At 54.9% G+C, this 25,794-nt stretch carries 20 protein-coding genes and 2 tRNA genes; 4 read left to right on the top strand and 18 right to left on the bottom strand.

Annotated elements, in window-relative coordinates; genetic code table 11:
- Both WD071_RS10770 and WD071_RS10765 read right to left on the bottom strand, forming a co-directional pair.
- Window positions 1-1,180: EAL domain-containing protein (locus tag WD071_RS10770; RefSeq protein ID WP_368048376.1), on the bottom strand; the 1,180-nt coding region annotated here is incomplete at its 3' end.
- Window positions 1,181-1,253: 73 nt separating this feature from the next.
- A complete protein-coding gene (locus WD071_RS10765) occupies window positions 1,254-3,488 on the bottom strand; it encodes a PAS domain S-box protein (protein WP_368048375.1) in 2,235 nt (744 codons plus the stop codon).
- Window positions 3,489-3,756: 268 nt separating this feature from the next.
- Here WD071_RS10765 and WD071_RS10760 point away from each other — a divergent pair, with 268 nt between their 5' ends.
- Complete coding sequence (locus tag WD071_RS10760; RefSeq protein ID WP_368048374.1) at window positions 3,757-7,284, top strand: PAS domain S-box protein; 3,528 nt, start codon at window positions 3,757-3,759, stop codon at window positions 7,282-7,284.
- Window positions 7,285-7,322: 38 nt separating this feature from the next.
- On the opposite strand, the gene WD071_RS10755 is transcribed toward WD071_RS10760, so the two are convergent.
- From WD071_RS10755 to WD071_RS10740, 4 genes are all read right to left on the bottom strand, one after another.
- The gene (locus WD071_RS10755; protein ID WP_368048373.1) at window positions 7,323-8,945 is read right to left on the bottom strand and encodes a methyl-accepting chemotaxis protein; all 1,623 of its coding nucleotides are present in this window, start codon (window positions 8,943-8,945) and stop codon (window positions 7,323-7,325) included.
- Window positions 8,946-9,123: 178 nt separating this feature from the next.
- Window positions 9,124-10,059, bottom strand: coding sequence for a 1-aminocyclopropane-1-carboxylate deaminase/D-cysteine desulfhydrase (locus WD071_RS10750; RefSeq protein WP_368048372.1), 936 nt, complete (start codon window positions 10,057-10,059; stop codon window positions 9,124-9,126).
- A 64-nt stretch (window positions 10,060-10,123) separates the two neighbouring features.
- Window positions 10,124-10,200, bottom strand: a tRNA-Asp gene (locus WD071_RS10745).
- A 51-nt stretch (window positions 10,201-10,251) separates the two neighbouring features.
- Window positions 10,252-10,327: transfer RNA gene (locus tag WD071_RS10740), tRNA-Val, on the bottom strand.
- Window positions 10,328-10,454: 127 nt separating this feature from the next.
- Here WD071_RS10740 and queD point away from each other — a divergent pair.
- Window positions 10,455-10,811, top strand: a complete 357-nt coding sequence (queD, locus tag WD071_RS10735) for a 6-carboxytetrahydropterin synthase QueD (protein ID WP_368048371.1) — start codon at window positions 10,455-10,457, stop codon at window positions 10,809-10,811.
- 56 nt (window positions 10,812-10,867) lie between these two features.
- Here queD and WD071_RS10730 read toward each other — a convergent pair whose 3' ends face one another.
- From WD071_RS10730 to prfB, 4 genes are all read right to left on the bottom strand, one after another.
- Window positions 10,868-12,055 (bottom strand): NAD(P)/FAD-dependent oxidoreductase, encoded by a 1,188-nt coding sequence (locus WD071_RS10730; RefSeq protein ID WP_368048370.1) that lies wholly within the window; start codon window positions 12,053-12,055, stop codon window positions 10,868-10,870.
- A gap of 3 nt (window positions 12,056-12,058) precedes the next feature.
- On the bottom strand, window positions 12,059-12,745 hold the full coding sequence (gene ung, locus WD071_RS10725) for a uracil-DNA glycosylase (RefSeq protein ID WP_368048369.1): 687 nt from the start codon (window positions 12,743-12,745) through the stop codon (window positions 12,059-12,061).
- A gap of 3 nt (window positions 12,746-12,748) precedes the next feature.
- On the bottom strand, window positions 12,749-14,299 hold the full coding sequence (gene lysS / locus WD071_RS10720; RefSeq protein WP_368048368.1) for a lysine--tRNA ligase: 1,551 nt from the start codon (window positions 14,297-14,299) through the stop codon (window positions 12,749-12,751).
- A 4-nt stretch (window positions 14,300-14,303) separates the two neighbouring features.
- Window positions 14,304-15,399, bottom strand: a protein-coding gene (prfB, locus tag WD071_RS10715) for a peptide chain release factor 2 (protein WP_368048367.1) whose coding sequence is annotated in 2 segments (ribosomal slippage) — window positions 14,304-15,326 and window positions 15,328-15,399 — 1,095 coding nt in all. Because the reading frame shifts where the segments join, the coding sequence is not laid out codon by codon here.
- Between the two features lie 124 nt (window positions 15,400-15,523).
- On the opposite strand from prfB, the gene mnmC reads away from it, so the two are divergent.
- Window positions 15,524-17,527: a bifunctional tRNA (5-methylaminomethyl-2-thiouridine)(34)-methyltransferase MnmD/FAD-dependent 5-carboxymethylaminomethyl-2-thiouridine(34) oxidoreductase MnmC gene (mnmC, locus tag WD071_RS10710; RefSeq protein ID WP_368048366.1), complete on the top strand. Its 2,004-nt coding sequence runs from the start codon at window positions 15,524-15,526 to the stop codon at window positions 17,525-17,527.
- A gap of 31 nt (window positions 17,528-17,558) precedes the next feature.
- Here mnmC and WD071_RS10705 read toward each other — a convergent pair whose 3' ends face one another.
- Both WD071_RS10705 and WD071_RS10700 read right to left on the bottom strand, forming a co-directional pair.
- A complete protein-coding gene (locus WD071_RS10705; protein WP_368048365.1) occupies window positions 17,559-18,884 on the bottom strand; it encodes a M18 family aminopeptidase in 1,326 nt (441 codons plus the stop codon).
- Between the two features lie 70 nt (window positions 18,885-18,954).
- The gene (locus tag WD071_RS10700; protein WP_368048364.1) at window positions 18,955-19,656 is read right to left on the bottom strand and encodes an FKBP-type peptidyl-prolyl cis-trans isomerase; all 702 of its coding nucleotides are present in this window, start codon (window positions 19,654-19,656) and stop codon (window positions 18,955-18,957) included.
- A 144-nt stretch (window positions 19,657-19,800) separates the two neighbouring features.
- Between WD071_RS10700 and WD071_RS10695 the strand changes: the two genes are divergently transcribed.
- Window positions 19,801-20,367 carry a hypothetical protein gene (locus WD071_RS10695; RefSeq protein ID WP_368048363.1) on the top strand — a complete coding sequence of 189 codons (567 nt, stop codon included), beginning with the start codon at window positions 19,801-19,803 and terminating at the stop codon, window positions 20,365-20,367.
- Window positions 20,368-20,412: 45 nt separating this feature from the next.
- Here the strand turns inward: WD071_RS10695 and WD071_RS10690 are convergent, their stop codons facing one another.
- The 6 genes from WD071_RS10690 to WD071_RS10665 all read right to left on the bottom strand — a co-directional run bounded on the left by WD071_RS10690 (window position 20,413) and on the right by WD071_RS10665 (window position 25,675).
- Window positions 20,413-21,051, bottom strand: coding sequence for a tRNA-(ms[2]io[6]A)-hydroxylase (locus WD071_RS10690; protein WP_368048362.1), 639 nt, complete (start codon window positions 21,049-21,051; stop codon window positions 20,413-20,415).
- Window positions 21,038-22,294, bottom strand: a complete 1,257-nt coding sequence (locus WD071_RS10685; protein ID WP_368048361.1) for a DNA recombination protein RmuC — start codon at window positions 22,292-22,294, stop codon at window positions 21,038-21,040. Before WD071_RS10685 ends, WD071_RS10690 begins: the two co-directional genes overlap by 14 nt.
- A gap of 8 nt (window positions 22,295-22,302) precedes the next feature.
- Complete coding sequence (bamC, locus tag WD071_RS10680; RefSeq protein ID WP_368048360.1) at window positions 22,303-23,382, bottom strand: outer membrane protein assembly factor BamC; 1,080 nt, start codon at window positions 23,380-23,382, stop codon at window positions 22,303-22,305.
- A 21-nt stretch (window positions 23,383-23,403) separates the two neighbouring features.
- Window positions 23,404-24,279, bottom strand: a complete 876-nt coding sequence (gene dapA, locus WD071_RS10675; RefSeq protein WP_368048359.1) for a 4-hydroxy-tetrahydrodipicolinate synthase — start codon at window positions 24,277-24,279, stop codon at window positions 23,404-23,406.
- Between the two features lie 90 nt (window positions 24,280-24,369).
- Window positions 24,370-25,434, bottom strand: coding sequence for an AI-2E family transporter (locus WD071_RS10670; RefSeq protein WP_368048358.1), 1,065 nt, complete (start codon window positions 25,432-25,434; stop codon window positions 24,370-24,372).
- Window positions 25,435-25,441: 7 nt separating this feature from the next.
- Window positions 25,442-25,675: a sulfurtransferase TusA family protein gene (locus tag WD071_RS10665; protein ID WP_368048357.1), complete on the bottom strand. Its 234-nt coding sequence runs from the start codon at window positions 25,673-25,675 to the stop codon at window positions 25,442-25,444.
- Window positions 25,676-25,794: the final 119 nt, after the last annotated feature.

The following is a 25,794-nucleotide window of genomic DNA, read 5'->3' as shown; positions in this document are numbered from 1 at the left end:
GGGCAATGTAGTAGCCTTGTGCCTGATCGCAGTCAAGTGAGCTCAAATAGTCCAGTGTTGACTGATCCTCAATTCCTTCAGCCGTTGTTGACATGTTCAGACTGTGACCAAGGTTGATAATGGCACCCACAATCGCTTTTGACTCCTTTGACTTCATGGCAGCCAGTACAAAGGACTTGTCGACCTTCATCTCCGAAAAAGGCAGCTTTACCAGTTGCACCATCGAAGAGTATCCGGTACCAAAATCGTCAATCGATAATTTGAACCCCCGCATTCTCAGCCTGGTCAAATTGTCGTAGGCGTTAGGCGAGTCGTGCATGGTGCTCGACTCTGTCAGTTCGAAAATCAGACGACGCGGATGAATGCCAAGTGTTTGACATCTGAAATATACCCAGTCAAACACATCCGCATTTGGCAAAGATTTAGCCGAGATGTTAAAGGACAGGCACAGATCTGCCTCAGGGCTCAGATCAGACAGACGAGGCTGGTAGCTGGTGAGTCTTGTCGAAAACCAGGCCAACGCCTCCTCCACGACTACCAGAGTAAGCTGATCAATCAGGTTGTAGTCTTCGGCCAGTTGGATAAACTTATCCGGCGGTATGATGCCATGTTTGGGATGCTGCCATCTGACCAACGCTTCGAAACCGGCAAGCAAACCACTCTTGCACTTTATCTTGGGCTGGTAGACAACAAATAACTGCTTTTGGGACAAGGCCGTTTGCAGGTCCTCAAGGTCGGGTGAAAAATACTGCCCGCCACCAGTTGGCCTATTTTCACCACTCAACGTCATTCGACTCAGGAGTTCTCGAAGGTCCGCTGGAACAAACGGTTTTGGCAACGACCCCAGCACATTCAGGCCATGTTCCATGGCAGCGTCGCATGCGCTATTCAAAATTTTTGCACCTAAGCCACTGGTGACAATCAGTTGCGCACGGTTCGAGATGCCGGCAAGTATGTTGATGATATCAATACCATCGGTACCCGGCAGTAGCAGATCCAGCACAATGACATCCGGATCCCAGTCTCCCACACAGGACATGAAATCATCGGCATTTGTCGTATTACGGCACTCAAGGCCTGCCTGGATCGCAATATCGACAATGGTCAAACCGATCATTTCCTCATCGTCCAGCACCAGCAGCCTTCGCGGACGTTCTGTTAATCCTGTGGCATCAAGCATTTAATCACCTTCCATTTTTAATAGGCCGTGTCACCGAGTATGGACACTGCCCCCGCAAGCATGTAGTTGTCCGTTAGGCTGAATCAGAAACGGCGAGAGTCGCCCCCAGTTTTTCCAGCAATTGCTGCCGGGAATAAGGTTTGGCCAACAAATTTATATCGGTGCCAATGTTGTGTGAATGCAGCTGGTCTGAATACCCGGAGGTGTAAACCACGCGACCGGCGTTGTGCCGGGACTGATAGTGTTTGGCAACATCGATGCCGCTGCGCTCACCAGGCAGCATGATGTCCGTGAACAACAGATCCAGCTTGTCCGTGGCATCGATGATTCGAAAGGCTGAGCTGACATCGCTGGCCGTCAGCACCTGGTAACCTTGCTCGACCAGCCAGCCTCGCGCCAGATTATTTATGTCCTCGTCATCTTCGACCAACAATAGAGTTTGCTGCCCGCCTCCCGTCCCTGTCATGGCACCCGGTCTGCCTGGTCGGCTAGTCGAATGCCGATTTGCAACCGCGCCATCTGCTGCAGCAGGCAACCAAAGATCAAACTTCGCACCTTTATCGACCGTTGTCTGCACGGTAATATGTCCCGCCGACTGCTGTACAAAACCAAACACCATGCTCAAACCAAGACCTGATTTATTGTCAGATGTTCTGGTCGAGAAAAAAGGTTCGAAAATCTGTCCAACCAAAGCTTCGGGGATACCCTCACCGGTATCCTGCACCGAGACCACCACGTAATCCCCCGGATTGATGGTTGAAAATCGGGTCACCTCAGCTTGCGTCACTGACTTGTTACTGAAAGCAATTGTCAGGCGCCCACCGGCGGGCATGGCATCGGATGCATTGATAGCCAGATTCAACAAAGCACTCTCCAACTGCGACTGGTCAACAAAAATATTCCACAGCCCGTCTGTGACGTCAATCGAAATTGATACCTTGCTGCCAACGCCCGCTTTTATAATGGGTTCAATGCTGTCCATCAATGATTTCGGCGCCAATATACCGGGGCTCAGTGCCTGCCGTTTTGAGAACGCCAGCATGCTTTTAGTCAGCGCACTGCCACGAGCAGATGCTTTTCTGATCAGTCGAGACTGCCTGTTTCGAGGGTCATCGGCAGCGGAGCTTTCTTCAATGAGTTCAGCATTGCCGGCGATAACGGTCAGCAGATTGTTAAAGTCGTGGGCTATGCCCCCGGTCAGCTGGCCAATCGACTCCATCCTGTGCGCGGCCTCAAGGTGTTCCCGCAGGCGTTTTTGCTCGCTTATATCTCGTTCGACCGCCACCCAGTGGGTATACACACCCGTGTCATCACGAATGGGTACGATGTTCAGTTCCAGCCAAAGTTCATCACCATTCTTTTTATAATTGAGCAGTTGTGCTCGCACAGGCTGCCAGTTCTCCAGGGCATGGCGAATACGATCCAATTCGCCCCGTTGAGTATTTTCTCCCTGCAGCAATCGAGGCGTATTGCCGACTGCCTCTTCGGCAGAATAGCCGGTTATTTTTTCAAACGCATCGTTCACAAATACTATTTCGGGTCCGGGCTCGTTCACGGAGTCCGCCTTGGTGATCAGAATAAAATCATCGAGCTGAGCGATGGCTGTGCGCAACAACCTTAACTCCTCCTGCTCCGCACACTCCTGAGTGACGTCTCTGAAATAGACAGCCAGACTGTTAACAGAGGGATAGGCCCTGACGTCCAGCCACATCTCGGTTGGTTCAAAGTAGGCTTTGAAGAAAACTGGCTGACCCGACTGCATGGCTTCGCGGTAACGCGGTGCAAATGGGCCATCGTAGCCTGCGCCACATTCGTCCCAGACCACAGTATTCAACAACGCGTCCCGGGACTGCCCGAGTATAGCCTCTGCCTTGGCATTCAGGTAGGTAAACCTGAACTCACCATCAAGCACAAAAAACGCATCAGTGATGCTCTCAATTGTGTCATGCCACCTGGCCAGCAACACGCTGGCATTGTTCTGCAAGGCCAATTCCGAGCGGTGCCGGAAACGGTAAAAATACATCGCCGGGAAATATATCGCGGTCAATGCCACCAGCGACATCAATCGGTTGCCAATGACATACTCCAGCGGAAAATCGACGGGGGGTGGCGGTGATATGACAAAACCCAACAACACACCAGCGATACTCAGACTGTAGACAAGCGTCAGCAGCAGCCTGTCACCCCAGAAACTGGCTGCCAGTATTACCGGCACGTACCAGAGCCCGTGTGCAAATCCCCAGGGTGTCAGTGGCTCCGTCGCCAGGATGAGCGCTATCAACAAAACAAAAAAACAGCGAACAGGCATGTGCCTATTAGGTAAAGCGAGCATGATTCTCATTTTTATTTCTCAATTTAAACAACACCCTGACAGGCTGCAGCTATTGAGCTTAACACGGCTTAACTGACAAAATTCACGTGTTTGATACTTTTTGAACCCTGTTTCCGTTAGACTCAATTCGCCAGGAGGCCTGCTTGTCGCCTGTTGGCGTTAATCGCACCTGAAAAACACCAATAACGCTTTTCCACCCGGGACAGGATGTCAACCATAACACTTTATATATTAAGAGGTTAACGTGTTTGACAATCCTATTCCTGACACTGCCTTCGACAAGCTGGCAGTGCTCGACTCGCTCGGTATTTGCGCCTGGCTCGTCAGCCTGCCAAAGCTGAAGGTAGTTTATACCAACCTGTCGATTACTCACGCCCTCGGTTATTCAGCCGACGAACTCGCAGAGCGACAAGTTACCGACCTTATTCACCCTGATGAGCAACAACGCTGTCGTCAGGCGATGCTGGATTTTGCCAGCAACAGCGCTACTCCTGAGTACTGGGTACTGGTCGATAGATCCGGTCAAGCCAGACCTGTCCGCACAAGACTTGCCCTGCTTGAACTCAATCACGACACACATTTACTCATATCTCATGAATTCGAGGCTGTTGACCTGCACGCTCGGTCGACAGAGGACGAATTTCGTACCATTTTCGAACAGACACCTGGCAAACTGCTTGTATTGCGACCGTTTTCACATGATATTGTCGCCGCCAGCAATGAATACCTGCAAGCCACGATGACATCCAGGCATGCTATTCTGGGTCGGTCAATATTCGATATTTTCCCTGACGACCCTGATGATTCAGCTGCCGACGGTGAGCAGAACCTGAAAGCATCTTTGGAGCGCGTGGAACGGCTCAAAACCACCGATGTCATGGGTATACAGCGATACCCGGTGAGAAACCGTGACGGATTATTTGAGGAACGTTTCTGGAGCCCCGTCAATTTACCCATCAAAGACAGCCATGGTCGAATCGTACTGATCGCACACTGCGTCGAGGACCTGACGCCGCTGATCAAAGGCGCACACCGGTCTGAACTGTCAACAGCTCTCCAGAGTCCGCTTGCAGCGCTGATCGAAGACGTATTGCTGCAGGTTGATCGCATGAAACACACGCTCAGCAAGGTCGAAGAACAGGACGCGCGACTGCGCACTGTGGAACGGCTGCTGCACGCGGGCTGGTGGGAATACGATATCATCAGCGGCGCGCTGATCTGGCCAGACTTTGTTTATGAACTGTACGGCACAGCCAGTGGTTCCGGTCAGCCTGATTTTGATCAATACCTGGCCATGGTCCATCCCGATGACAAGGCAGAGATGCTGACGGTCTTTCAGAAATTTATCGACAGAGACGAACCGCAAATTCTGTTCCAGCACCGAATCGAGCGCCACAACGGCAGCGTGATTCATGTCAGGGGCGTTGGTGAGCGTCACGAAAAATTTGGCCGTCAGGTTGTGGTTGGGTTTGTGCAGGACATCAGTGAACAGATGGGCATCAAGTCACAGGCGGAAAAAGCCCGGCTGAATCTTAACGAGACACTGGAAAACATCTCCGACGCCTTTTATATTTTGGATAAAGCGTTGAACTTCAGCTTTGTTAATAACCAGGCTGAGCTTTTGCTGCATCGGGGCAGAGACACGCTGCTCGGGAAAAATATCTGGGAAGAGTTCCCTGAAGCAAAAAACACTGACTTCGCCAATGATTTTACCCGCGCATCAGAATCCGGCAAAACCAGGCAGAGGATTGAATATTACCCACCGCTGAATACCTGGTTTGACTTCAACATCTATCCGGTGCCGGAGGGACTGGCTGTCCATTTCCGCGATATATCGGACAACAGGGCTGCCGAGGAACGTATGCGGCTGCTGGAGTCATCCATTGAACGGCTTAATGACCTCGTGGTGATTACCGATGCTCAATCGATTGACGCCCCCGAGGGGCCCAGAATCGTGTACGTAAATGACGCCTTCGTCAAGCTGAGCGGGTATGCAAAGGAAGAGATCATCGGTCAAACGCCCCGCATCTTGCAGGGGCCAGACACCGACAAAGCCGCTCTGACTAAAATACGCCAGGCACTGGAGAACAAACGGACAGTACGCGTTGAATTGTTGAATTACAGCCGCACCGGCGATAAATACTGGCTCGAGGTGGACATAGCACCCATATTTGCCGCTGATGGCACACACACCCACTGGGTCGCCGTGCAACGCGATATCTCCGAGCGCAAGGTCACAGACAATGCACTCAGGCTGAGTGACGAACGCTTTCAGCTGTTGTCCAGGGCCACCAATGATGTGATCTGGGACTGGGACTTCCGCAGCAATCTGGTGTGGTGGAATAACAGCATGGAGTCAGTATTCGGTCACGATCGCGGTCACCTGGAGTCTGGCCCGGAATCCTGGACCAGTCGGATTTATCCCGACGATCTTCAGCGGGTAATGTTCAATATTCACAAAGCCATTGAGGGTGATGAACAAAGCTGGTCTGACGAGTATCGTTTTATCAAGGCAGACGGCAGCGTTGCGATGGTGTTGGACAGAGGTTTCATTATTCGGGACGAGACAGGTACCGCGATCCGGATGCTGGGCAGCATGGTCGATTTGAGCGAACAGCGAAATCTAGAAATTCAGCTCAGAGAGGCACAGAAGCTGGAAGCGGTCGGCCAGCTTACGGGAGGCGTCGCGCATGACTTCAACAACCTGCTCACGGTCATCCTGGGCAACATGGAAGAGTTGCAGGACCGACTGCATGGCGAACCGGAGCTGATCAGACTGGCAGAGGTGGCCATCAGCGCCGCAGAACGCGGCGCCGAGCTGACCAATGGGTTGCTGGCGTTCTCCCGGCGCCAGGCGCTCAACCCGAAAGTGTTGGACATAACGCGCTCGCTGAAAACGATGGAGACCCTGTTCAAGCGAACCCTGCCAGAACATATTGATATAAATGTGGTGAGTGCCGCAAACAGTTGGACCATCCAAATTGACCCCGGGCAGCTTGAAGTCGCCCTGCTGAACCTTGTGCTGAATGCCCGCGATGCGATGCCCGACGGCGGCAAATTGACCATCGAGAGCGCAAACGCCGTCCTGGATGAGGATTATGCAGAGCTTAACGGTGGCATAGAGCCGGGAGAATACCTGCTGGTATCTGTCTCTGACACAGGCGCAGGGATGGCTGCTGACATTCAGAACCGGGCCATCGAGCCCTTTTTCACCACCAAGGAATTTGGCAAAGGCAGCGGCCTGGGCCTGAGCATGGTGTATGGTTTTACCAAACAGTCCAATGGCCACCTGAAGATTTATTCAGAGCAGGGAGTGGGCACGGCAGTGAAGCTGTATTTCCCCAGAACCCGACTGGCTGCCAATACAGACGAAGCGCAGTTTAGCGAGACGCCAATCAGAGGCGGCACTGAACATATACTGGTGGTCGAAGATGACGAACTGGTACGCGATTACGTTACGGGGCAACTTGCCGCCTTGGGCTATCGGGTCAGTGAGGCCGACAACGGTCCGCAGGCGCTTGAAACACTGACCCGCATTGCACCAGTTGACCTGCTGTTGACCGATGTAGTGATGCCGGGCGGCATGACCGGCAGGCAGCTGGCGGAGATTGTCGTTGCCCAATACCCGGAGGTCAGGGTGTTGTACACCTCCGGATACACGGAAAACGCCATCGTGCACCACGGCCGGCTGGATCCCGGTGTTCAGTTGCTCGGCAAACCTTACAGCCGCGGGGATCTGGCGATGAAGGTCAGAGCGGCATTGGGTGATTAACAATCCCCCCAACCCCGCTTGATCGTAACTAACGTTAATCAAATTTTAAATTGAGTAACCAATCCGCTCAGATTCTCCGCCAGTCTGGCCAGCTCCTGACTCGCCTGGCTGGTGTGCCTCGAACCGGTGGCTGTCTGTTCTCCAAGCTCCTTCAGTGCCAGCAGGTTGCGGTCCACTTCCCTTGCAACCTGTGCCTGCTGCTCGGAAGAACTGGCTGAGGAGGTGTTACGGTCGCTGATGGTGGATATATAACCCGCAATTTTCTCGAGCGCCTCGCCAGCCCTAAGCCCTACCGCCAGTGTATCGCTGGCGCTTTGCTGGCTTTCCTTCATGGACAGCACAGCCTCCTTGCTGCCATCGCGGATGGCTTTGATTATCTCTTCAATTTCCTTGGTTGATTCGGCAGTGCGCCCGGCAAGGCCTCGCACTTCGTCTGCCACAACCGCAAAACCCCGACCATGTTCACCGGCTCTGGCTGCCTCAATGGCGGCATTCAAAGCCAGCAGGTTGGTTTGTTCGGCGATGCTGCGAATCACATCAAGCACCGCGCCGACATCTTCAACCCGTGCTGCCAGCGTATCTGTATTTCCAGCATTTTCCTGTATGTCGGTCATCAAGCTCTCAATCGCGGACACGGTTTTTTTCACTTGATCCAGACCGATGCTGGTTTGTTCCTCGGTATCTGCTGATACTCGCGCCGTTTCAGAAGCATTGGAAGCTACCTCTTCAATGGCATAGGTCAGCTCAGTGACAGCGGAGGCCGCGAGCGTCAGTTGTTCGCTCTGTTGCTGCAGATTGTTATTGGTTTCATCCGTAACAGCACTGAGCTCCTCAGACGACGATGCCAACTGATCGGTTGAGGTCGAAATCCGGTCCATTGCCTGTTTCAAATTGGTTTGCATCTGTTCAATCGCGCGCAGCAGAACAGTCGCTTCATCGTCACCGTCTACGGTAATTTTTGCGGTAAGGTCATTGTCGGCAATTTGTTTGGCTGCTTGCACCGCTGACCGGATTGGCCGCACGATGCTGATCGTCAATTGCCAGGCCGCCAGTGTCACAACCAGCACAATTGCCAGCATCGCGACAATGGATGTATTCCTGGATTGCGCATAATATGCATCCGTTTCATAAGCCGCCTCGTCGATTCGATTAACCTGAAACGCCACAAGTTGTTCTATTAAGTCTGTGACAGCGCGAGCTGCAGGGGCTATGACAGTATCCAGCATATCGATGGCTTCGGGCATCCGATTGTCGGCAGCCAGCGAGCGAAGCGTCTGTGCCAACGCCCTGTAGTCGTCAATCCTTGTTGTTGTCTGATTGAACAAATCGCGCGCCACGGGAGATTCAATCAGGTTATCGTAGTCAGAGGAAGCGGCTTCCATGGCTTCTTCTGCGACAAAATACGCAGCATTATAGCCCTCCTGCTCTTCAAGGTTCTCTGCGGACATCAGATTGGCAGAATTAACCCGCATGAGCAGAAAATTGGCATACACGCCATTAACCGCCTCGAGGCTGGGCACGCGATGGGTAACGATGGTGTTGGTTTCTTCGTTCAGATTCGCGAGCCGATTGATACCTGTTATACCGATACTTAAAAGTGCTACCACGGCAAACCCCAAAACCAGGCTCAGACGCAAGCCAATTGTAATTTTTCTTATCATATAAATCCCCGATCAGGACTGCTGTCAGCAGTGTCTGACCACGTAGCGGCGAGACCAGGCAAAGCTTTAACAACAATTTAGACTTTGCAGATTTAGTGTGTATCTGCACGAGACACCGAACACAGACGGCTGACAGTCATTGTCAATTTGCGGCATCAAAATGACCGAGTATCAGCTATCAGGGGTTACTCTGTAGAGGCCGCAGACCGCCGGTATGTAAAGCCAGGATGCGGCTGCCAGGCGGATAAAGCCCAGAGCCGATACGTTGATACAGAGCCTGCATCAGCTTTCCGGTGTACACCGGCTCCAGCGCAATATTGTGCATGCGGGCAAACCTGACGACAAAGTCTGACAGGTCCTGATTCACGCGGGCATACCCCCCACCGTGATAATCCGTCTCCAGACACCAGTCCTCGTCCTTGGCCGGGGAGTTCACACAGGTCAGCCAGTGTCGTATGTCGTGCCGCAGAAAATCAGCACCTTTGAGCACCGCCACACCCCGGACAAACGGTCGGGATTCATTGGTCTGATGTTTATATAGCAGGCGCAGGCCACTGAGCAGGCCTGCCAGCGTGGTACCGGTGCCGCAGGCCAGTGCAATTTCGCAATCAGCCAGATCGGGAATCAGGGTGGCCAGTACCGTGGCCATGTCTTCGCAACCACGCACACCGGCCACATTGGCGCCGCCTTCGGGTATCAGGTAAAACGGACCGTATTGATGATGCAGCCCGGCAATGTAGTCAGCGTCGCTGCGACGTCGATAGGTCGCGCGGCTGACCGGAATCAATTGCATGCCGTGGGCATGCGCGAATGCCAGCGTGCTGTTCAAGGGTTGCACCAGTTCTCCACGCACAACACCCACCGTTTCAAATCCGGCGGCGGCGCCGGCGGCAGCCAACGCATAAAGGTGATTGGAATAGGCACCACCAAAGCTGAGCAGTCGGGTTGCACCCTGCTCACGGGCAAGCGCGAGATTACGCTGTAATTTGTACCATTTGTTGCCCCCCACGGTGGGGTGCGCCAGATCAAAACGGATGACACGCAGGCTGACATCGTGCGCTTGCAGCACATCGTCGTGGACGGACTGTACGCAGATCTGCTTGCTGGTGAGCATGAGGAAGTTTTGTCACCGGAAATAAAAAAGCCCTTGCTTAACAAGGGCTTTTTGTCACAAATAATGGCGGACCGGACGAGACTCGAACTCGCGACCTCCGGCGTGACAGGCCGGCATTCTAACCAACTGAACTACCGGTCCACGGTAGCGCAACACTTTAGCATCTAATGACCTAAACAACGAGTCATTTGTTGGTGGGTTGTGAGGGATTTGAACCCCCGACATTCGCCTTGTAAGGGCGACGCTCTACCAACTGAGCTAACAACCCGCTGTGTTGAGTGACGCGCATTTTACCGACTTGAGCTGGCATGTCAAACAAATTTTAAGATTTAGTGACGTCAACCGCCGGTGCAGGTCTGTACAAGCTGAGAGGCTGGCGTTAGACTTGCCGCCTTATGGAAATCTACAAAGAATTTACCTTCGAAGCGGCTCATCGTCTGCCCAATGTTCCGGCAGGACACAAGTGCGCGCGCCTGCATGGACACTCGTTTCAGGTGACACTTGTTGTCAGTGGACCGGTGGGCGAACACAGCGGCTGGGTGATGGATTTTGGTGACATCAAGAAAACGTTTAAACCCATCTGGGAGCAGCTGGATCATCATTACCTGAATGACATCGAAGGGCTTGCCAATCCGACCAGCGAAAATATTGCGCGCTGGATCTGGCAACAACTCAAACCGCTGCTGCCGGCGCTGTGCCGGATAGAGATTCGCGAAACCTGCACCAGTGGCTGCATTTATACCGGCGACTGAGTGCACCAGCGACTGAGTGCACCGGCAACCAGGTAAACCGGCGACCGGGGCGCGGCTTAAATCCTGGCTTTTAATGCCATGAATTCTTTGGGTCGTTTTACGCAGTCAGCCGCAATCAATTTCCCTTCCCGCAGATACTGAATCACAAAACCTTCGGGGTCCGCCGGGTCCAGACTGCCATCCAGCACAGTGTCATCAAAACCATCAGAAAGACCCGCCGATTGCAACTTGATATCAAACTGATCAGACCAGAACCAGGGAATGACCTGATACCGGTCGCGGCCGCCACAGATATTGATGGCCGCGATTCGCGCCTGGTCGTTGGCATTCTGCACGGACTCAAGCCTGATCCGGCGCTGATAACGCGCATCAGGGTAGGAGGTGCAATCACCAGCCGCATAGATATGCTCATCGCTGGTGCGGCAATATTCATCAATATAGAGACCGTTTTCAATTCTCAGACCGGCGTCCTGTGCCAGCGTTGTTTCCGGTGTAACGCCAATGCCCACAATCACGATATCGGCCGGATAACGGCTACCATCGGCGCAGCTCACTGAATCCACTGCATGCTGACCATTGATGGCAATAACCTCTGCATCACACACAATCTCCACGCCATGGGATCGATGCAGATCGGTGAAGTATTGCGACACCTGGCCACCGGTGACCCGCTGCAGTACCCGGTCGGCGCGCTCCAGCACGGTGACCTGCAGGCCAAGCCGGGACATCACGGCCGCCGCTTCCAGACCTATATAACCGGCACCGATAACAACCGCACGACGCTTGTCGGCCAGTTGTTGCTGAATAGTTTTGACATCCTCATAGCTGCGCAGATAACACACGCCATCAAGCCCGTCACCCAGCGGCAGTTTGATGGGCCTGGCTCCGGTGCACAAAGCCAGTTTGTCGTAGGAGATATCCTCGCCAGTGGCAAGCACAATACGTTTTTGGGTGGGTACTATTTGCTGCACCTGCGTCGCCAGACGCAGGGAAATGTTGTTGCTGGTATACATCGCCTCGGGACGCAGCAGAATATTGTCCAGAGTTTTTGTGCCGGCCATGACGGTTTTCGACAGCGGCGGCCGGTGATAGGGCAATTGCGCTTCCGCGCCCACGAGCACGATTTCACCAGGCCAGCCATTCTTGCGCAGATTTACCGCCAACTGTGAACCGGCATGACTGGCGCCGATAATGATACAGCGGGCGTCGCTGTTGCTGTCTTTAACTGCAATGGCATCGCTCATCTTCTACTCCACTCGCCAGTCAATCGGCGTTTTATTGTGTTCGCCAAGGTAAGCATTGGCCCTGGAAAAATGCTGATTGCCAAAAAAGCCGCGATGGGCTGATAGCGGCGACGGATGTGGCGACTGCAGCACCAGGTGCCGGTCGCGATCAATCATCGCACCTTTGCGCTGAGCGTAACTGCCCCACAGCAGGAATACCAGATGCTGCGCGCGCTCGTTCAATACACTGATGACTCGGTCGGTGAAGATCTCCCAGCCTTTGCCTTGATGTGACGCAGCTTTGCCCGCCTCTACGGTCAACACTGAATTAAGCAACAACACCCCCTGCTCCGCCCAGGCGTTGAGACAGCCACTGCGCGACACCGGCAGACCCAGGTCGGCATGAATTTCTTTGTAGATATTCTGCAAGGACGGCGGCAAGGCAATACCGGGACGCACCGAGAAGCACAGACCATGCGCCTGGCCCGGACCATGATAGGGATCCTGCCCCAGTATCACGACTTTCACCTGATCAAAAGGTGTCGTATTCAGGGCATTAAAAATATCGGCACCAGCAGGATAAATCTGTTTGCCCTGCTGCTTTTCAGACTGCAGAAAGCGACGCAGGGCTTTCATATAATCCAGCCCGAACTGGTCGGCCAGCAGGGCCTTCCAGGATGCATCAAGCTTTATGTCGCGGTTGTCAGTCATGCCTCACAGCGGATCCTTGACCGGACGCATATGCGGGAACAACAGCACGTCCTTGATCGATGGCGCATCGGTAAACAACATGACCAGACGATCAATGCCAATACCTTCGCCGGCTGTTGGCGGCATGCCGTATTCAAGCGCCGTAATGTAATCGGCGTCGTAGTGCATGGCCTCATCGTCGCCGGCGTCTTTCTGATCTACCTGCTCCCTGAAGCGCGCAGCCTGGTCTTCTGCATCATTGAGCTCGGAGAAACCGTTGGCCAGTTCACGCCCGCCAATCATCAGCTCAAAGCGGTCGGTCACCTCAGGGTTGTCATCGTTGCGTCGGGCCAGCGGTGATACTTCCGTCGGGTACTCAGTGATGAACGTTGGCTGCAGTAAGTGATGTTCAACTTTTTCGTCAAAAATCTCCATCACGAGTCTGCCAACGCCCCAGCTCGCTTCTGGTTTGATGCCGTAGGTCACGGCCAGGGCCTCCGCTGCTTCGCGCGTTTCCAGTTGCTCCGGCTTGACTTCCGGACAGTACTTGAGGATGGACTGCTTGACCGGCAGGCGGGTAAAAGGCTGCGCAAAATCGATGGTCAATCCCTGATAGGTCAACTCGGTAGTACCCAGCACTTCCATGGCAATGCTGCGGAACATGTCTTCGGTAAAATCCATCATATCGTTGTAATCGGCATAGGCCTGATAGAATTCGACCATGGTGAACTCGGGATTGTGCCGCGTTGACAGGCCTTCATTACGGAAGTTGCGATTGATTTCAAACACCCGTTCAAAACCACCCACCACCAGGCGCTTGAGATAGAGCTCCGGCGCAATACGAAGGTACATGGTCTGGTCCAGCGCATTGTGATGGGTCACAAAGGGCTTTGCAGTAGCACCACCGGGAATGACTTGCATCATCGGCGTTTCCACTTCCATGAAATCATGTTTCTGAAAGTAGTTGCGCATACTGTTGACCAGCCTGGAGCGCAGCCTGAATGTCCGACGCGACTCTTCATTGGCTATCAGGTCAACATAGCGCTGACGATAACGCACTTCAGTGTCGGACAGGCCTTTCCATTTGTCAGGCAAGGGGCGCAGTGCCTTGGTCAGCAGCTGCAGACTCGCCACGTTGACGGTGAGTTCACCTTTACCGGTACGGAAAACTTCACCGTGTACGCCGACGATGTCCCCCAGGTCCAGGCCTTTGATTTCTTCCATCTGTTCGGGAGACAGGGCCTTGTGGTTTACGTAAAGTTGCAATGGCTCACTGCTGCCATCCTGAATAACCGAAAACGGGCCACGCTGACGTATCAGCCTGCCTGCCACCCTGACCTTGCGTGCGAGTTTCTCCAGGTCTTCGCGGCTGGTGTCGGCAAATTCGGCATGCAGGTCACTGGCCAGCGTGTCGCGCCGGAAATCATTGGGAAACGCATTGCGAGTGGCCTGAATGGCATGCAGTTTGTCACGACGCTGGGCGATCAGTTTGTTCTCTTCCTGGGCACTGAGCGCGGGTTCCGCGCCGGCTTGCGTTCGGGTCGGGTCGTTGCTGTTACTGTTGCTAGAACTCATCTGATCACAATCCCATTTTTAGACTGGCTTCGATAAAACGGTCCAGGTCACCGTTAAGCACGGCCCCGGTATTGGTATTTTCCACGTTGGTGCGCAGATCCTTGATGCGCGACTGATCCAGCACATAGGATCGAATCTGGCTGCCCCAGCCAATATCGGCCTTGTCGGCTTCCACGGCCTGCGCCTCTTCCTTGCGCTTGAGCTCTTCCATCTCGTAAAGCTTCGCCTTCAGTTGCTTGATTGCCTGATCCTTGTTCTTGTGCTGGGAGCGCTGATTCTGACATTGCACCACAATACCACTGGGCTCGTGCGTCAGACGGATGGCAGAGTCGGTGGTATTGACGTGCTGACCACCGGCACCGCTGGAGCGGAAGGTGTCTACGCGGACCTGCGACATGTCCAGATCAATTTCGATATCGTCGTCGATTTCCGGTGACACAAAAACCGAACTGAAGGAGGTATGGCGGCGATTACCTGAATCGTAGGGTGATTTTCTGACCAGACGATGAACGCCGGTTTCGGTGCGCAACCAGCCAAAAGCGTATTCACCACCAAAATGCAGGGTGGCGCCCTTGATGCCGGCGACTTCGCCGGCAGACACGTCCATGACTTCAACAGCAAAACCTTTGTCTTCGCCCCAGCGCATGTACATGCGCATCAACATCTCGGCCCAGTCCTGGGCTTCGGTACCGCCGGAACCAGACTGAATTTCCAGAAACGCGCTGTTGGCGTCCATCTTGCCGGAAAACATGCGGCGGAACTCCAGTGCGTTTAGTTCCGTCTCCAGTTTGTCGAGTTCTGACACCACTTCTTCCAGCAGATCGGCATCGTCCTCTTCCTTGACCAGCTGCAGCAGTTCCCGGCTGTCAGCCAGTCCGGTGTAAAGCCGGTCAATGGTGCCGACCACCTGCTCCAGACTCGAACGTTCACGCCCCAGCGCCTGCGCAAGCTCAGGCTTGTCCCAGACGGTGGATTCGCCCAGCTCCAGCTCGACCTCGGTCAGCCTTTCCTGTTTGGTATCGTAGTCAAAGATACCCCCTGAGCGTATCGGTACGCTCGGTAAAGTCTTTGATTTTATGGAGTAAGGGGCTAATTTCCATGAAATATCCTGTCAGAATGCGGTTCAGAGCGTGGGCAAAATTCTCAAGCAACGCATTTTACACCACTCAGCCCTGTATTTCACACGGCGATTGCAAGCCCCACAAATACGGTACAATCACCGGCATGACCCATCCCACTGACATCCAAAACGCCACTATCCACTGGCAGGAAGACGGCGCACCGTACTCTCCGGACTACGACGACGTGTATTTTTCCCGACAGGGCGGCATGGCCGAAACTGATCACGTTTTTCTCAATGCCAACGCATTAAGTCAACGCTGGCTGGCAGCAGATCAGCGGGAAGATAACCGCGTCTTCACCATCGCCGAGCTGGGTTTTGGCACCGGACTGAATTTTCTGAGTTGCTGGCGTTTGTGGCAACAAACCGGCTGTGAGCGCCTGCGGCTGCACTTTATCAGTTGCGAAAAACACCCGCTTAGCCGGGCGGCATTGCAACAGGCGCTGCTACAGTGGCCGGAACTGACAGAGCTCAGCCGCCAGCTGCTGGCCCAATACCCGGATCACAGCAGCGGTTATCATCGACTGATCCTGCGCGCACCGGGCGATCATGGCAGCCACCCTGCTGTTGTACTTGATCTGTACTATGGTGACGCCCTGACCCTGTTGCAACAACAGGCCAGCCCGCACGCGCACATCGACGCCTGGTTCCTGGACGGCTTCACCCCCGCCCATAACCCGGATCTATGGAGCCAGGACATCCTCGCCACCATTGCGCGGATGAGCAGGCCGGGCACCACCTTGAGCAGTTACAGTGTGACCGGCCGTGTTGTCAGAGCGCTGCGTGAACTGAAGTTTGACGTCGAAAAACGCAAAGGCTACGGCAACAAACGGCAAATGTTGTTCGCGTGCAAGTCAACCGACACTGGTTCAGAGCCTCAGCTGGGTGAAGAGCCTCAGCCAGCAAAACCAACCGCCGTTGTCATCGGCGCCGGTCTGGCCGGCGCAACCGCCGCCCGCGCACTGGCCGAGCGTGGTATTCAGGTCACCGTACTGGAACATCTGTCTGATATTGCACAGGGCGCATCCGGCAATGCACAGGCGGTGCTGCAAATGCGACTTAACAAACAGGCAGACACCCATTGGCAGTTCCATCTGCACAGTTATCTGTACGCACTGCGCTTCTACGACGATCTTGCCCGTATCGGTGACAACGCCATTGACTGGCACAGTTGCGGCGTACTGACACTGGACAGTGCTTACACCAATACCCGCCATCAGCCCGAAAAAAAGACAGCCGCCGACACGGCGTATGCACACTACCCTTCACAACTGCTGCACAGAGTCAGCGCTGAGCAGACCCGGCACATCAGCGGCATCAGTCTGCCTGAAGGTGGTTTCCTGCAGCCCCGCGGTGGCTGGCTGAACCCGGCAGCAACCTGTCGGCTGTGCCTGGAGCATCCCCTGATCACAGTGCGCCGGGAGACCCGCGTCGCTGCCATTGGGCAGGCGGCTACTGTTCCCGGACAAACCAGGGCGCAATGGCTCACATACGACAGCAACGGGCACGCGCTTGGCAACAGCGATATCCTTGTTATCGCCAACAGCTATGCCGCACGAGAGTTCAGTCAGACCTCGATGTATCCGGTATCGCCGTTGCGGGGCCAGATCACCGAGGTGCCTGCCAACAACAACAGCGCCGCTCTCAACATGGTCGTGTGCAGCGAAAGATACCTGGCGCCACAGGATAAACAAGGCCAGCACTGCATCGGTGCCAGTTACGTGAAGGGCGCGATAGACACGGTATTGACTGAAAAAGAGCAGGACGAGAATCTGGAAAAGTCGGCCGTTGTGCGGGCCCAGCTGAAGCTGCAGGCTCCCACCACCTTGCGTGGCCGGGCCAGTATCCGTGGCAGCTCCGGTGACTACATGCCCATTGCCGGCCCCGTGCCCGACCTGGCGCTGCCGGATGTGGTGCTGCCCGGACTGTTTATCAGCACCGGACACGGGTCACATGGCACTGCAAGTTGCCCGTTATTGGCCGAACACATCGCCTGTCTGGCGCTTGGTGAAGCCAGTCCCCTGCCCGCACCGGTCGCCGACTCGGTCGCGCCCATGCGATTCATACGGCGCCAGCGACGCCGACAGCAAAACCGGACACGCAGCTAGCACGCTGGCAAGCAATAACTGAAAAAGCAGATCAGGATTGGTAGAAACGCTGCACGACGCGCGCCAGGTACCAGGCATCATCACTGCCCGCCAACTCGCGAATGGAATGCATGCCGTAAGTCGGCACCCCAATATCAATGGTTTCCACACCAAGGCCGGAAGCAGTAATCGGGCCGATGGTGCTGCCGCAGCCCATATCGCTGCGGACGACAAAGGTCTGCACCGGCACCTCAGCCTGTTCACACAGGGATCTGAACAGGGCCGTGGTGCGACTGTTAGTGGCGTAACGCTGGTTGGCATTAACCTTGATAACCGGCCCCTGATTGAGCAAGGGACCGTGATTGCCGTCATGTTTGTCGGCAAAATTGGGATGCAGACCATGGGCGTTGTCTATGGACAGAAACAGGGACCGCCGTATCATACGCTCGACACACTCGGCGGCATCGCCCGAGCTTAGCCGGGCACTGATGCGCGCCAGCACCGAGCGCAGGAAAGGCCCCTGCGCGCCGCACGCGGAATTGCTGCCCACTTCTTCATGATCATTGCACACCAACAGATTAAAACCGTCAGCGTTTGCCTGCTGATCAGCCAGCAAAGACTGCTGCCCGACATAGCAGCTGAGCAGATTATCCAGCCGTGCCGAGGCAATAAAATCGTTGTGCAGCCCCACCATCGCAGGCGCCTGGGTATCGTAAAAATACAGCTCATGCGCCAGCACGCCAGCCACATGGGTGATGCCCTGCTGCGTCTGCAAGGCTTCAACAAGCCAGCCATTGAAATCAAAATCTGCCGCAGAACTTTCCAGTGCCAGCACCGGCGGCATATCCTTCTGCGCATTGATGGTGCGGTTGGAGTTGGCTTCACGGTCCAGATGTATCGCCAGGCTGGGCACCGTGGCCAGCGGGCGCTGCCAGTCCAGCAGGGCCGAACCCAGGCTGCCATCAGCCAGACGATATTCCACCCGACCGGCCAGCGACAGATCGCGGTCAAACCAGGGCGCGAGCAAAGCACCACCGTAAACTTCCACCGCAAACTGCAGGGCACTGCCGGTTTGTGGATTGACGGGCATGACTGCATTGGGTTTAAGCTTGAGGCAGGGACTGTCGGTATGCGCCCCGGTCATCCGGAACCCGGACTCGGCGGGATCGCCCTGCCCCAGCGTAAAAGCAATAATGGATGAGCCATTGCGCTGCACAATGTAGCGCTTACCCGACTCAAGGTGCCAGGTATCTTCTTCATTGAGCAATTCAAAACCGGCAGCCTGCAAGTTTGACTGCATGGTTTGCACGGCATGAAACGGTGTTGGTGACTGCCGCAAGAACTGCAACAAGCCTTCATTAAACGAAAGTTTATCCACGGAATTCCTGTATCACTGTGACTGCGTAGCAGGCTGTTGCAGAACCCGTTTCTGTAACAGCCGTATCGACTTACTGCGCCGGGTTAACCTCCAGCAGCTCGACGTCAAAAATCAGCGTTGCATGTGGTGGAATCGGCCCTGAGCCACCCGGGCCGTAGGCCAGATCGGACGGGATGAACAAGCGCCATTTGTCGCCCGGCTTCATCATCTGCAGACCTTCTGTCCAGCCAGGAATGACCTGGTTCAGCACAAACTGCGCCGGTTCGCCGCGCTCGATGGAGCTGTCAAACACATCACCATTCACAAAACGGCCTTCGTAATGCGCCAACACTGAATCGGTAGCCTGCGGTGACGTGCCACCCGCATCGCCGGACTCCAGCACCAGATACTGCAGACCCGAATCCGTCACGGTGACGCCTTCGGCCTGGGCATTGTCGGCCAGATAGGCCTCACTTTCCGCCTGTGCCGCAGCCTGTGCTGCCTCTTCGCGCGCTATCAGTTGTTGCTGAAAGCTGGTCAGCGCCTGCACCACTTCCTCCTCGGTCAGCTGCGGCTCGCCTGCGACGACATCGCTCAAACCGGCCATGAACGCATCCATGTCAATATCATTGGTCAAACCCTGCATGACAAGATTTTGCCCGATATTAACCCCGACACTGTAGCCGATCCGGGCACGTTCGTCGGTCAGATCAAGGTCCTGTGCCTGCACAGAGCCACCCAGTACAGCCAGCGAAACCGCCAGGCCCAGGCCCGAGGCGCGAATACTTTTCATAGTTTTATCCTGTCTTGGTAAAGAATTCAGTTAACGGCCAGCATACTAAACCGACTGAAGCGCGATTTCCAGTGTACAGATTGGCCGCCAGCCCGTATGCTTTCACTCCTGAACCTCCAACCCCGGCACGGACTGACTGCTGCTATGGACGCCCGCAACGCTTTGACACCCAGACCTTTGACACCCAGGCCGATGACAGCCAAATACCGAACCCTGGTACTTGTAACCCTGGCCGTGAGCTGCGTACTGCTGGCCGGTTGCGCCCGCAAGTTCTCGGTCAGTGTCAACCAGAACGTGCTCTACGATCCACGCCCGACGCACGTAGTTGCGGTGGCGGACGCTGGCCTGCAAAGCTGTATCAACGTTGCCATGCGGGAACGTGACATGAGCAGCGGCAGTGATGTGCAAATTATCGCCTGCCCGACACTGCAGATAGAGACCCTGGCTGGCATCGAGCAACTGGACAATCTGCGCTACCTGGATCTCGCCGACAACTGGCTGGAACATCTGGACGAGCTTCGTAACATGACTCGTCTGAGTTCGGTCAATGCACCCGACAACGCGCTGAACGACATCTCTGGGTTGTTATCGGTTACGTCCCTGACCAGCGTCGTGCTCTCGGGCAACAATGCCATCCCCTGCGATCAGCTGGACGCGCTGGAGCAGCGTCTGGGGTCGAACCTGATCAGGCCCCAGCGCTGCGCAGAATAGTTCGCCTGGCGTTGACCTGCGTTTACGCCAATCTGCTCAGGCTGTTCAGATTTTGCGGGGCACACCGCTGTGGAATCGGAACTCCTCATCCTCCGATTCAATCAACCACTTTTCCACTGCCAGAAAATGTTGCACCCGCGGATTGATATCCTCCCCGGTATACTGCGCTGCCAGGGTCAGATAATCCCGGTAATGCCGTGCCTCCGAACGCAACAGACTGAGATAGAATTTGCCCAGTTTTGCATCCAGCAAGGGGGCCAGTCTGGCAAAGCGTTCGCACGAACGGGCTTCAACAATGGCGCCCACAATCAGGCTGTCAGTCAGTGCCTGTTCGCGCTTGTCGGTGCGCATGTGGTCGCGCAAACCCGCTGCATAACGTGATGGCCCGATCCGCTCGTAGGTAATGCCACGCTCGGCCATCAGCGTCACCACCTGTTCAAAATGCAGCAACTCTTCGCGCGCCAGTTGCGACATTTTGGTTAACAGGTCGGTGTGTGCGACATGGCGATACATCAGACCCATGGCATTGGAGGCGGCTTTTTTTTCGCAGTTGGCGTGATCAATCAACATCAGGGTCTGATTCTGCAAGGCCCAGTCGAGCCAGGGGGCGGGCGTGGGGCAGTGCAGGAACGCTTCCAGTTCCAGGGTCAATTCGGGGGTGCTCATTGGCTCAAGGCTGTTCATCACCTTCATCCTCAATGTCATTTTCCAGCGCCCGCTGCAGGCGCTCGGCATCCTGTTGTTTGCTCGCACGCGCGCCCAGCACTTTCAGGCGCTCAGTCCGGCTCACCAGATTGCCTTTGCCGCTTTGCAGTTTGTTCATGGCTGCGTCATAGCTGCGCCTGCCTGCGTCCAGTTTCCGCCCCAGGTCATCCATATCGGCAACAAAACTGACAAACTTGTCATACAGCGCGCCCGCGCGACGGGCAATATCCTGAGCGTTGCGGCTTTGCTGTTCATAACGCCAGATATTGTGAATGGTCCGCAAGGTAGCCAGCAAGGTTGATGGACCCACCAGTACAATATTGCGATCAAAAGCAATATTGAACAATTCCGGCTCGTGCTGCAGGGCCTGGGAAAATGCCGGTTCGATGGGCACAAACAGCAACACAAAATCCAGCGAATTTACCTGCGGCAGGTTCTGATACTGCTTGTCACTAAGCTGGCGGATGTGTGTCTTCAGCGACAGCACATGCTGACGCAGAAACTCAGCCTGATCTTCCACACTTTCCGCTGAACAGTAACGCTCGTAGGCAGTCAGGGAGACCTTGGCATCAACAATAACCTGGCGATTGTCGGGCAGGTAGACCAGCACATCAGGTTGGCTGCGCCGCGCACTACCCGCCTCCGGATGATCACCCGGTGCAATCTCCAGACTGCGCTGGGTCTCATACTGCTGACCTTCTACCAGCCCGGATGCTTCCAGAATCGAACTGAGAATAAACTCGCCCCAGGCACCCTGAGTTTTACTTTCCCCTTTTAACGCCCGGGTCAGGTTCAGCGCATCTTCGCTGATGCGGGCATTGAGCACCTGCAGGTTTTTGATTTCCTTTTCCAGCGAAAACCGTTCCCTGGCTTCGCGGTTGTAGGTCTCCTCCACTTTCTTTTCAAAGCGGCTGATTTTTTCCTGCAGGGGCGACAGAATATCGCCCAGGCCCTGACGGCTGGTTTCGCTGAAACGGCGCGTTTTTTCATCAAGCACATCACTGGCGAGCACACGAAACTGCGCCCGCATCTCCTCACGCGCCTGCGCCAGCACCGCCAGCTTTTCCTGGGTCTGGATTTGTTCCTGCTGCAGCAGGGTCTGCAATTCCACGATGCGATCGCGATAGCGCATACGCAGGATGAGAACTGCCACCAGCACCCCCAGTATCAGGGCTGCACCTGCCATACCAAGGGCGAGAACCAGCGACACTGATTCTGTCATGATCACCGTCAGATCAGATTGTCGTTGATCGTTCGGATCAACAGATCCTGCTCGTAAGGCGCTGGCTGCCCTGATGTCGGTACCGCACGCACGCTGACGCCTTGTTCGGTTTCAGTCACGCTGATATCAAAATTGATGGTTTCATTGTCGTCACCACCACCAAACAGACGACCGAAGAAACCGGGCTCTTCTTCATTTTCATCACCCGAGAACGCCACCTGAAATACCAGTTCGTCACGATCAGTGTTCAGTATCTCGATCTCGGCATTGTTGATGGCCTGATTGAGCTGACTCCAGGCGCGATCGAGATCTATTCTGAGCTCCAGCCGGGTGTCACCGGCATCCGCGGCCACAACGCGGGCCTTGCCCTGAACTTCAATACTGCCGGCCAGCATCGATACCGATGAGGCGCGATACAGGTCGGTACGATCTGCCAGATACAGGGAAATTGACGCCAGAATCACATTCTCACGCTCCTGACTGTCTGATTCGTCCGGAAACTGTGTCGGTTCACTGGCCGCACGCTCACCGTTATCACTGACATGGCGAACATAGATTTCCGAGTTGCCCGCATGCAGACCGGGCTCCACCCGGACCTGATATTTGTGCCGCACATCCGTATCGGCCTGCGGCAACCAGACTGTCTCCAGCACCCCTGTTTCCGGGCTTTCAACATGTAAATCGACGTCTTCGGTTGACCAGTAATCGCGCAGCCTTGGCCATACCTGTCCGCTGGTGGCGCCTATCACGATCCAGGCGCGCTCGCCAAAGCGCTGCACTACAACACCTTCACGAACGCGTGAGTCGATGGGCTTGGGTGCTGGCGGCACGATATACAGAGCACGATCGCCCGGCGCCTCTTCAGGGATGTAGTACAGCTCGTCAATGGTGTAGCTGTCCAGAGTCGGCGGTATCTCCATCGGGGCGGTGATCTCTGCGCGCAGGTACTCGCCCTGGCGATCACGCAACCAGCCATCCTCCCCGCCCACACCCAGCCATGAACAGGCGCTGAAACTGGCAGCCATCCATATCACGGGCAACGTGCGCAACAATCGGAACTTATCTATTCGGGTGCTTGCTAACAACATGACTGTTCAACCTGTGACGAATTAATCTAGCCCGGCATGCCGGATGGCTTCACGGACCGGAATTCGATACGCGTCATTCAATGGCACCAGAGGCAAGCGGACACTGTTCTGGATGTAACCCAGTTCGAACAATGCCCATTTTACCGGCACCGGATTGGACTCGAGGAAAAGTGCATTATGCAGACCGGCCAGGCGCGCATTCAGCAAACTGGCTTTTTCACTGTCTCCTGCCAGCGCCAGGCGACACATTTCATGCATCTGCGCCGGTGCGACATTGGCAGTGACGGAAATATTGCCTTTGGCCCCCATCAGAATCAGATCCATCGCGGTGGCATCATCGCCGCTGTAGATAGCGATGCGTTCAGCGCACAGGCTGATGACATGCCTGCCGCGATCAAGATCGCCGGTCGCTTCCTTGATACCGACTATATTCTTCAGATCGGCCAGCCGGTCGACTGTTTCGGGCAGCAGGTCACAGCCGGTGCGAGACGGTACGTTGTACAGAATCTGTGGTATATCCACACTTTCAGCTATGGTCTTGAAATGCTGATACAGGCCTTCCTGGCTGGGCTTGTTGTAATAGGGCGTGACCAGCAGACAGGCATCTGCGCCGTGGTCCCTGGCAGCCTGGGTGTAGTAAATGGCCTCGCTGGTGGAATTGGAGCCCGTGCCGGCGATGACCGGAATACGACCATTGATGGTTTTGACGCAACGGGCAACAACAGCCGTGTGCTCGTCCATACTCATGGTCGGTGATTCGCCGGTCGTGCCCATCACCACCACAGCATTGGTGCCGCTTTCAACATGCCATTCCAGCAATCTGTCAAACGCCGGATAATCAATATCACCATTGGCTAACATCGGTGTAACGATGGCAACAATACTGCCCTGAATCATGCAAACCTCGACTTGAAACGTCTAAAAAAAACCTGCGCGCACCGCCTCAGGCTGCAGACTCTACCACAGCGCGCGGCCGGCGAAAAATCGCTAGGGGCCACCAACGTCCTGATGGGTGGGCCAGGCGTTGATGATGGCCTTGATCAGGGTGGCCAGCGGGATGGCAAAAAACACCCCTGCCAGCCCCCACAGACCACCAAATACCAATACCGCAGCGATAATCGCAACCGGGTGCAGATTCACCGTCTCGGAGAAAATGATCGGCACCAGGACATTGGCATCCAGCAGCTGAATCACCGTGTAAATCGCCATGATAGTGACAAATTCGCTGCCCATGCCCCATTGCACATAGGATACCGCAGCAACCGGGACGGCCACCACTGCAACCCCGATAAAGGGAATGATCACTGACAGGCCTACCAGAATAGACAACAACAACGAGTAATTCATTCCCATCAGCATGAATGCGATGTAACTGACAAAACCCAGGATGGCAATTTCCAGCGCCTTGCCGCGCACATAGTTGGCAACCTGCAGATCCATTTCCTGCCAGATCTGCCGCATCAGGGGACGATGCCGTGGCAGCAGACCGGCAACCCAGTTCACCAGCACGGTCTTGTCTTTCATCATGAAAAACACCAGCACCGGCACCAGAATGATAAAAATAAGCCAGGAGAAAATATTCGGGATGCTGGCGATGGAATACGACACCACATACTGGCCGAACAACGCCAGTTCGCCGCGCAAACCCCGGATAAACTCCTGAATCTGCAATTCCGTTAACAAATTCGGATAACTTTCAGGCAACAACAACAACAAGGATTGTCCTTCGCTGATCAATCTGGGCAACTCATTGACCAGCAACGCTGCCTGGCGCCAGGCCTGCGGCAGCAGCAGCAGCAACACGGCGGTGAAGGCACTGATGAACAGCGTGTACACGATGACAACCGCCAGCAGATAAGACAGTCCCAGGCGTTGCAGCGTGCCAACCAGACCCTGCAGCAGATAGGCCAGAATCAGCGCAGCAATAAGCGGCGCGATGATGGAGCCAATTGTCAGCAGAACCACCAGGGCCGTCAGCAGTATCAGGGTAAAGATCACCGCCTCTTCGTCATGAAAATAACGGTCAACAAATCCCTTGAAAAAATTGCGCATGGTCAACTCAGCCTTTCTGTATCCAGTAACTGTAGGTTTCAGCGTGCTTTTCAAATGCAAGGATTTGATGTCGGCTCTGTTGTACGAAGGCGTGAAAATCCCGCTCGGAGCCAGGATCTGTGGCAATAACCTTCAGTATCTGCGCGGGTGCCAGAGCATTCAGCGCCAGTTTGGCTTTCAGCAGTGGCATCGGGCATTGCAGCCCGGTGACATCCAGTTCTTGATCAGCATGAGTTCCCATAGGCCCGCATTTTATCAAGCAATGGGAAGCCCTGCATAGCGCTGTGTTGAGGCCTTTACCGCCAGGGTCCGACTTTGCAGACCATGGAATTATTTGTGCTATTATCGGTCTACTTAAGC

The sequence above is a fragment of the Pseudohongiella sp. genome, from assembly GCF_040877505.1.
Classification (GTDB): Bacteria; Pseudomonadota; Gammaproteobacteria; order Pseudomonadales; family Pseudohongiellaceae; genus Pseudohongiella.
Note: the sequence above shows the minus strand (reverse complement) of the source record. Positions and strands in the feature narration are given on the sequence as shown.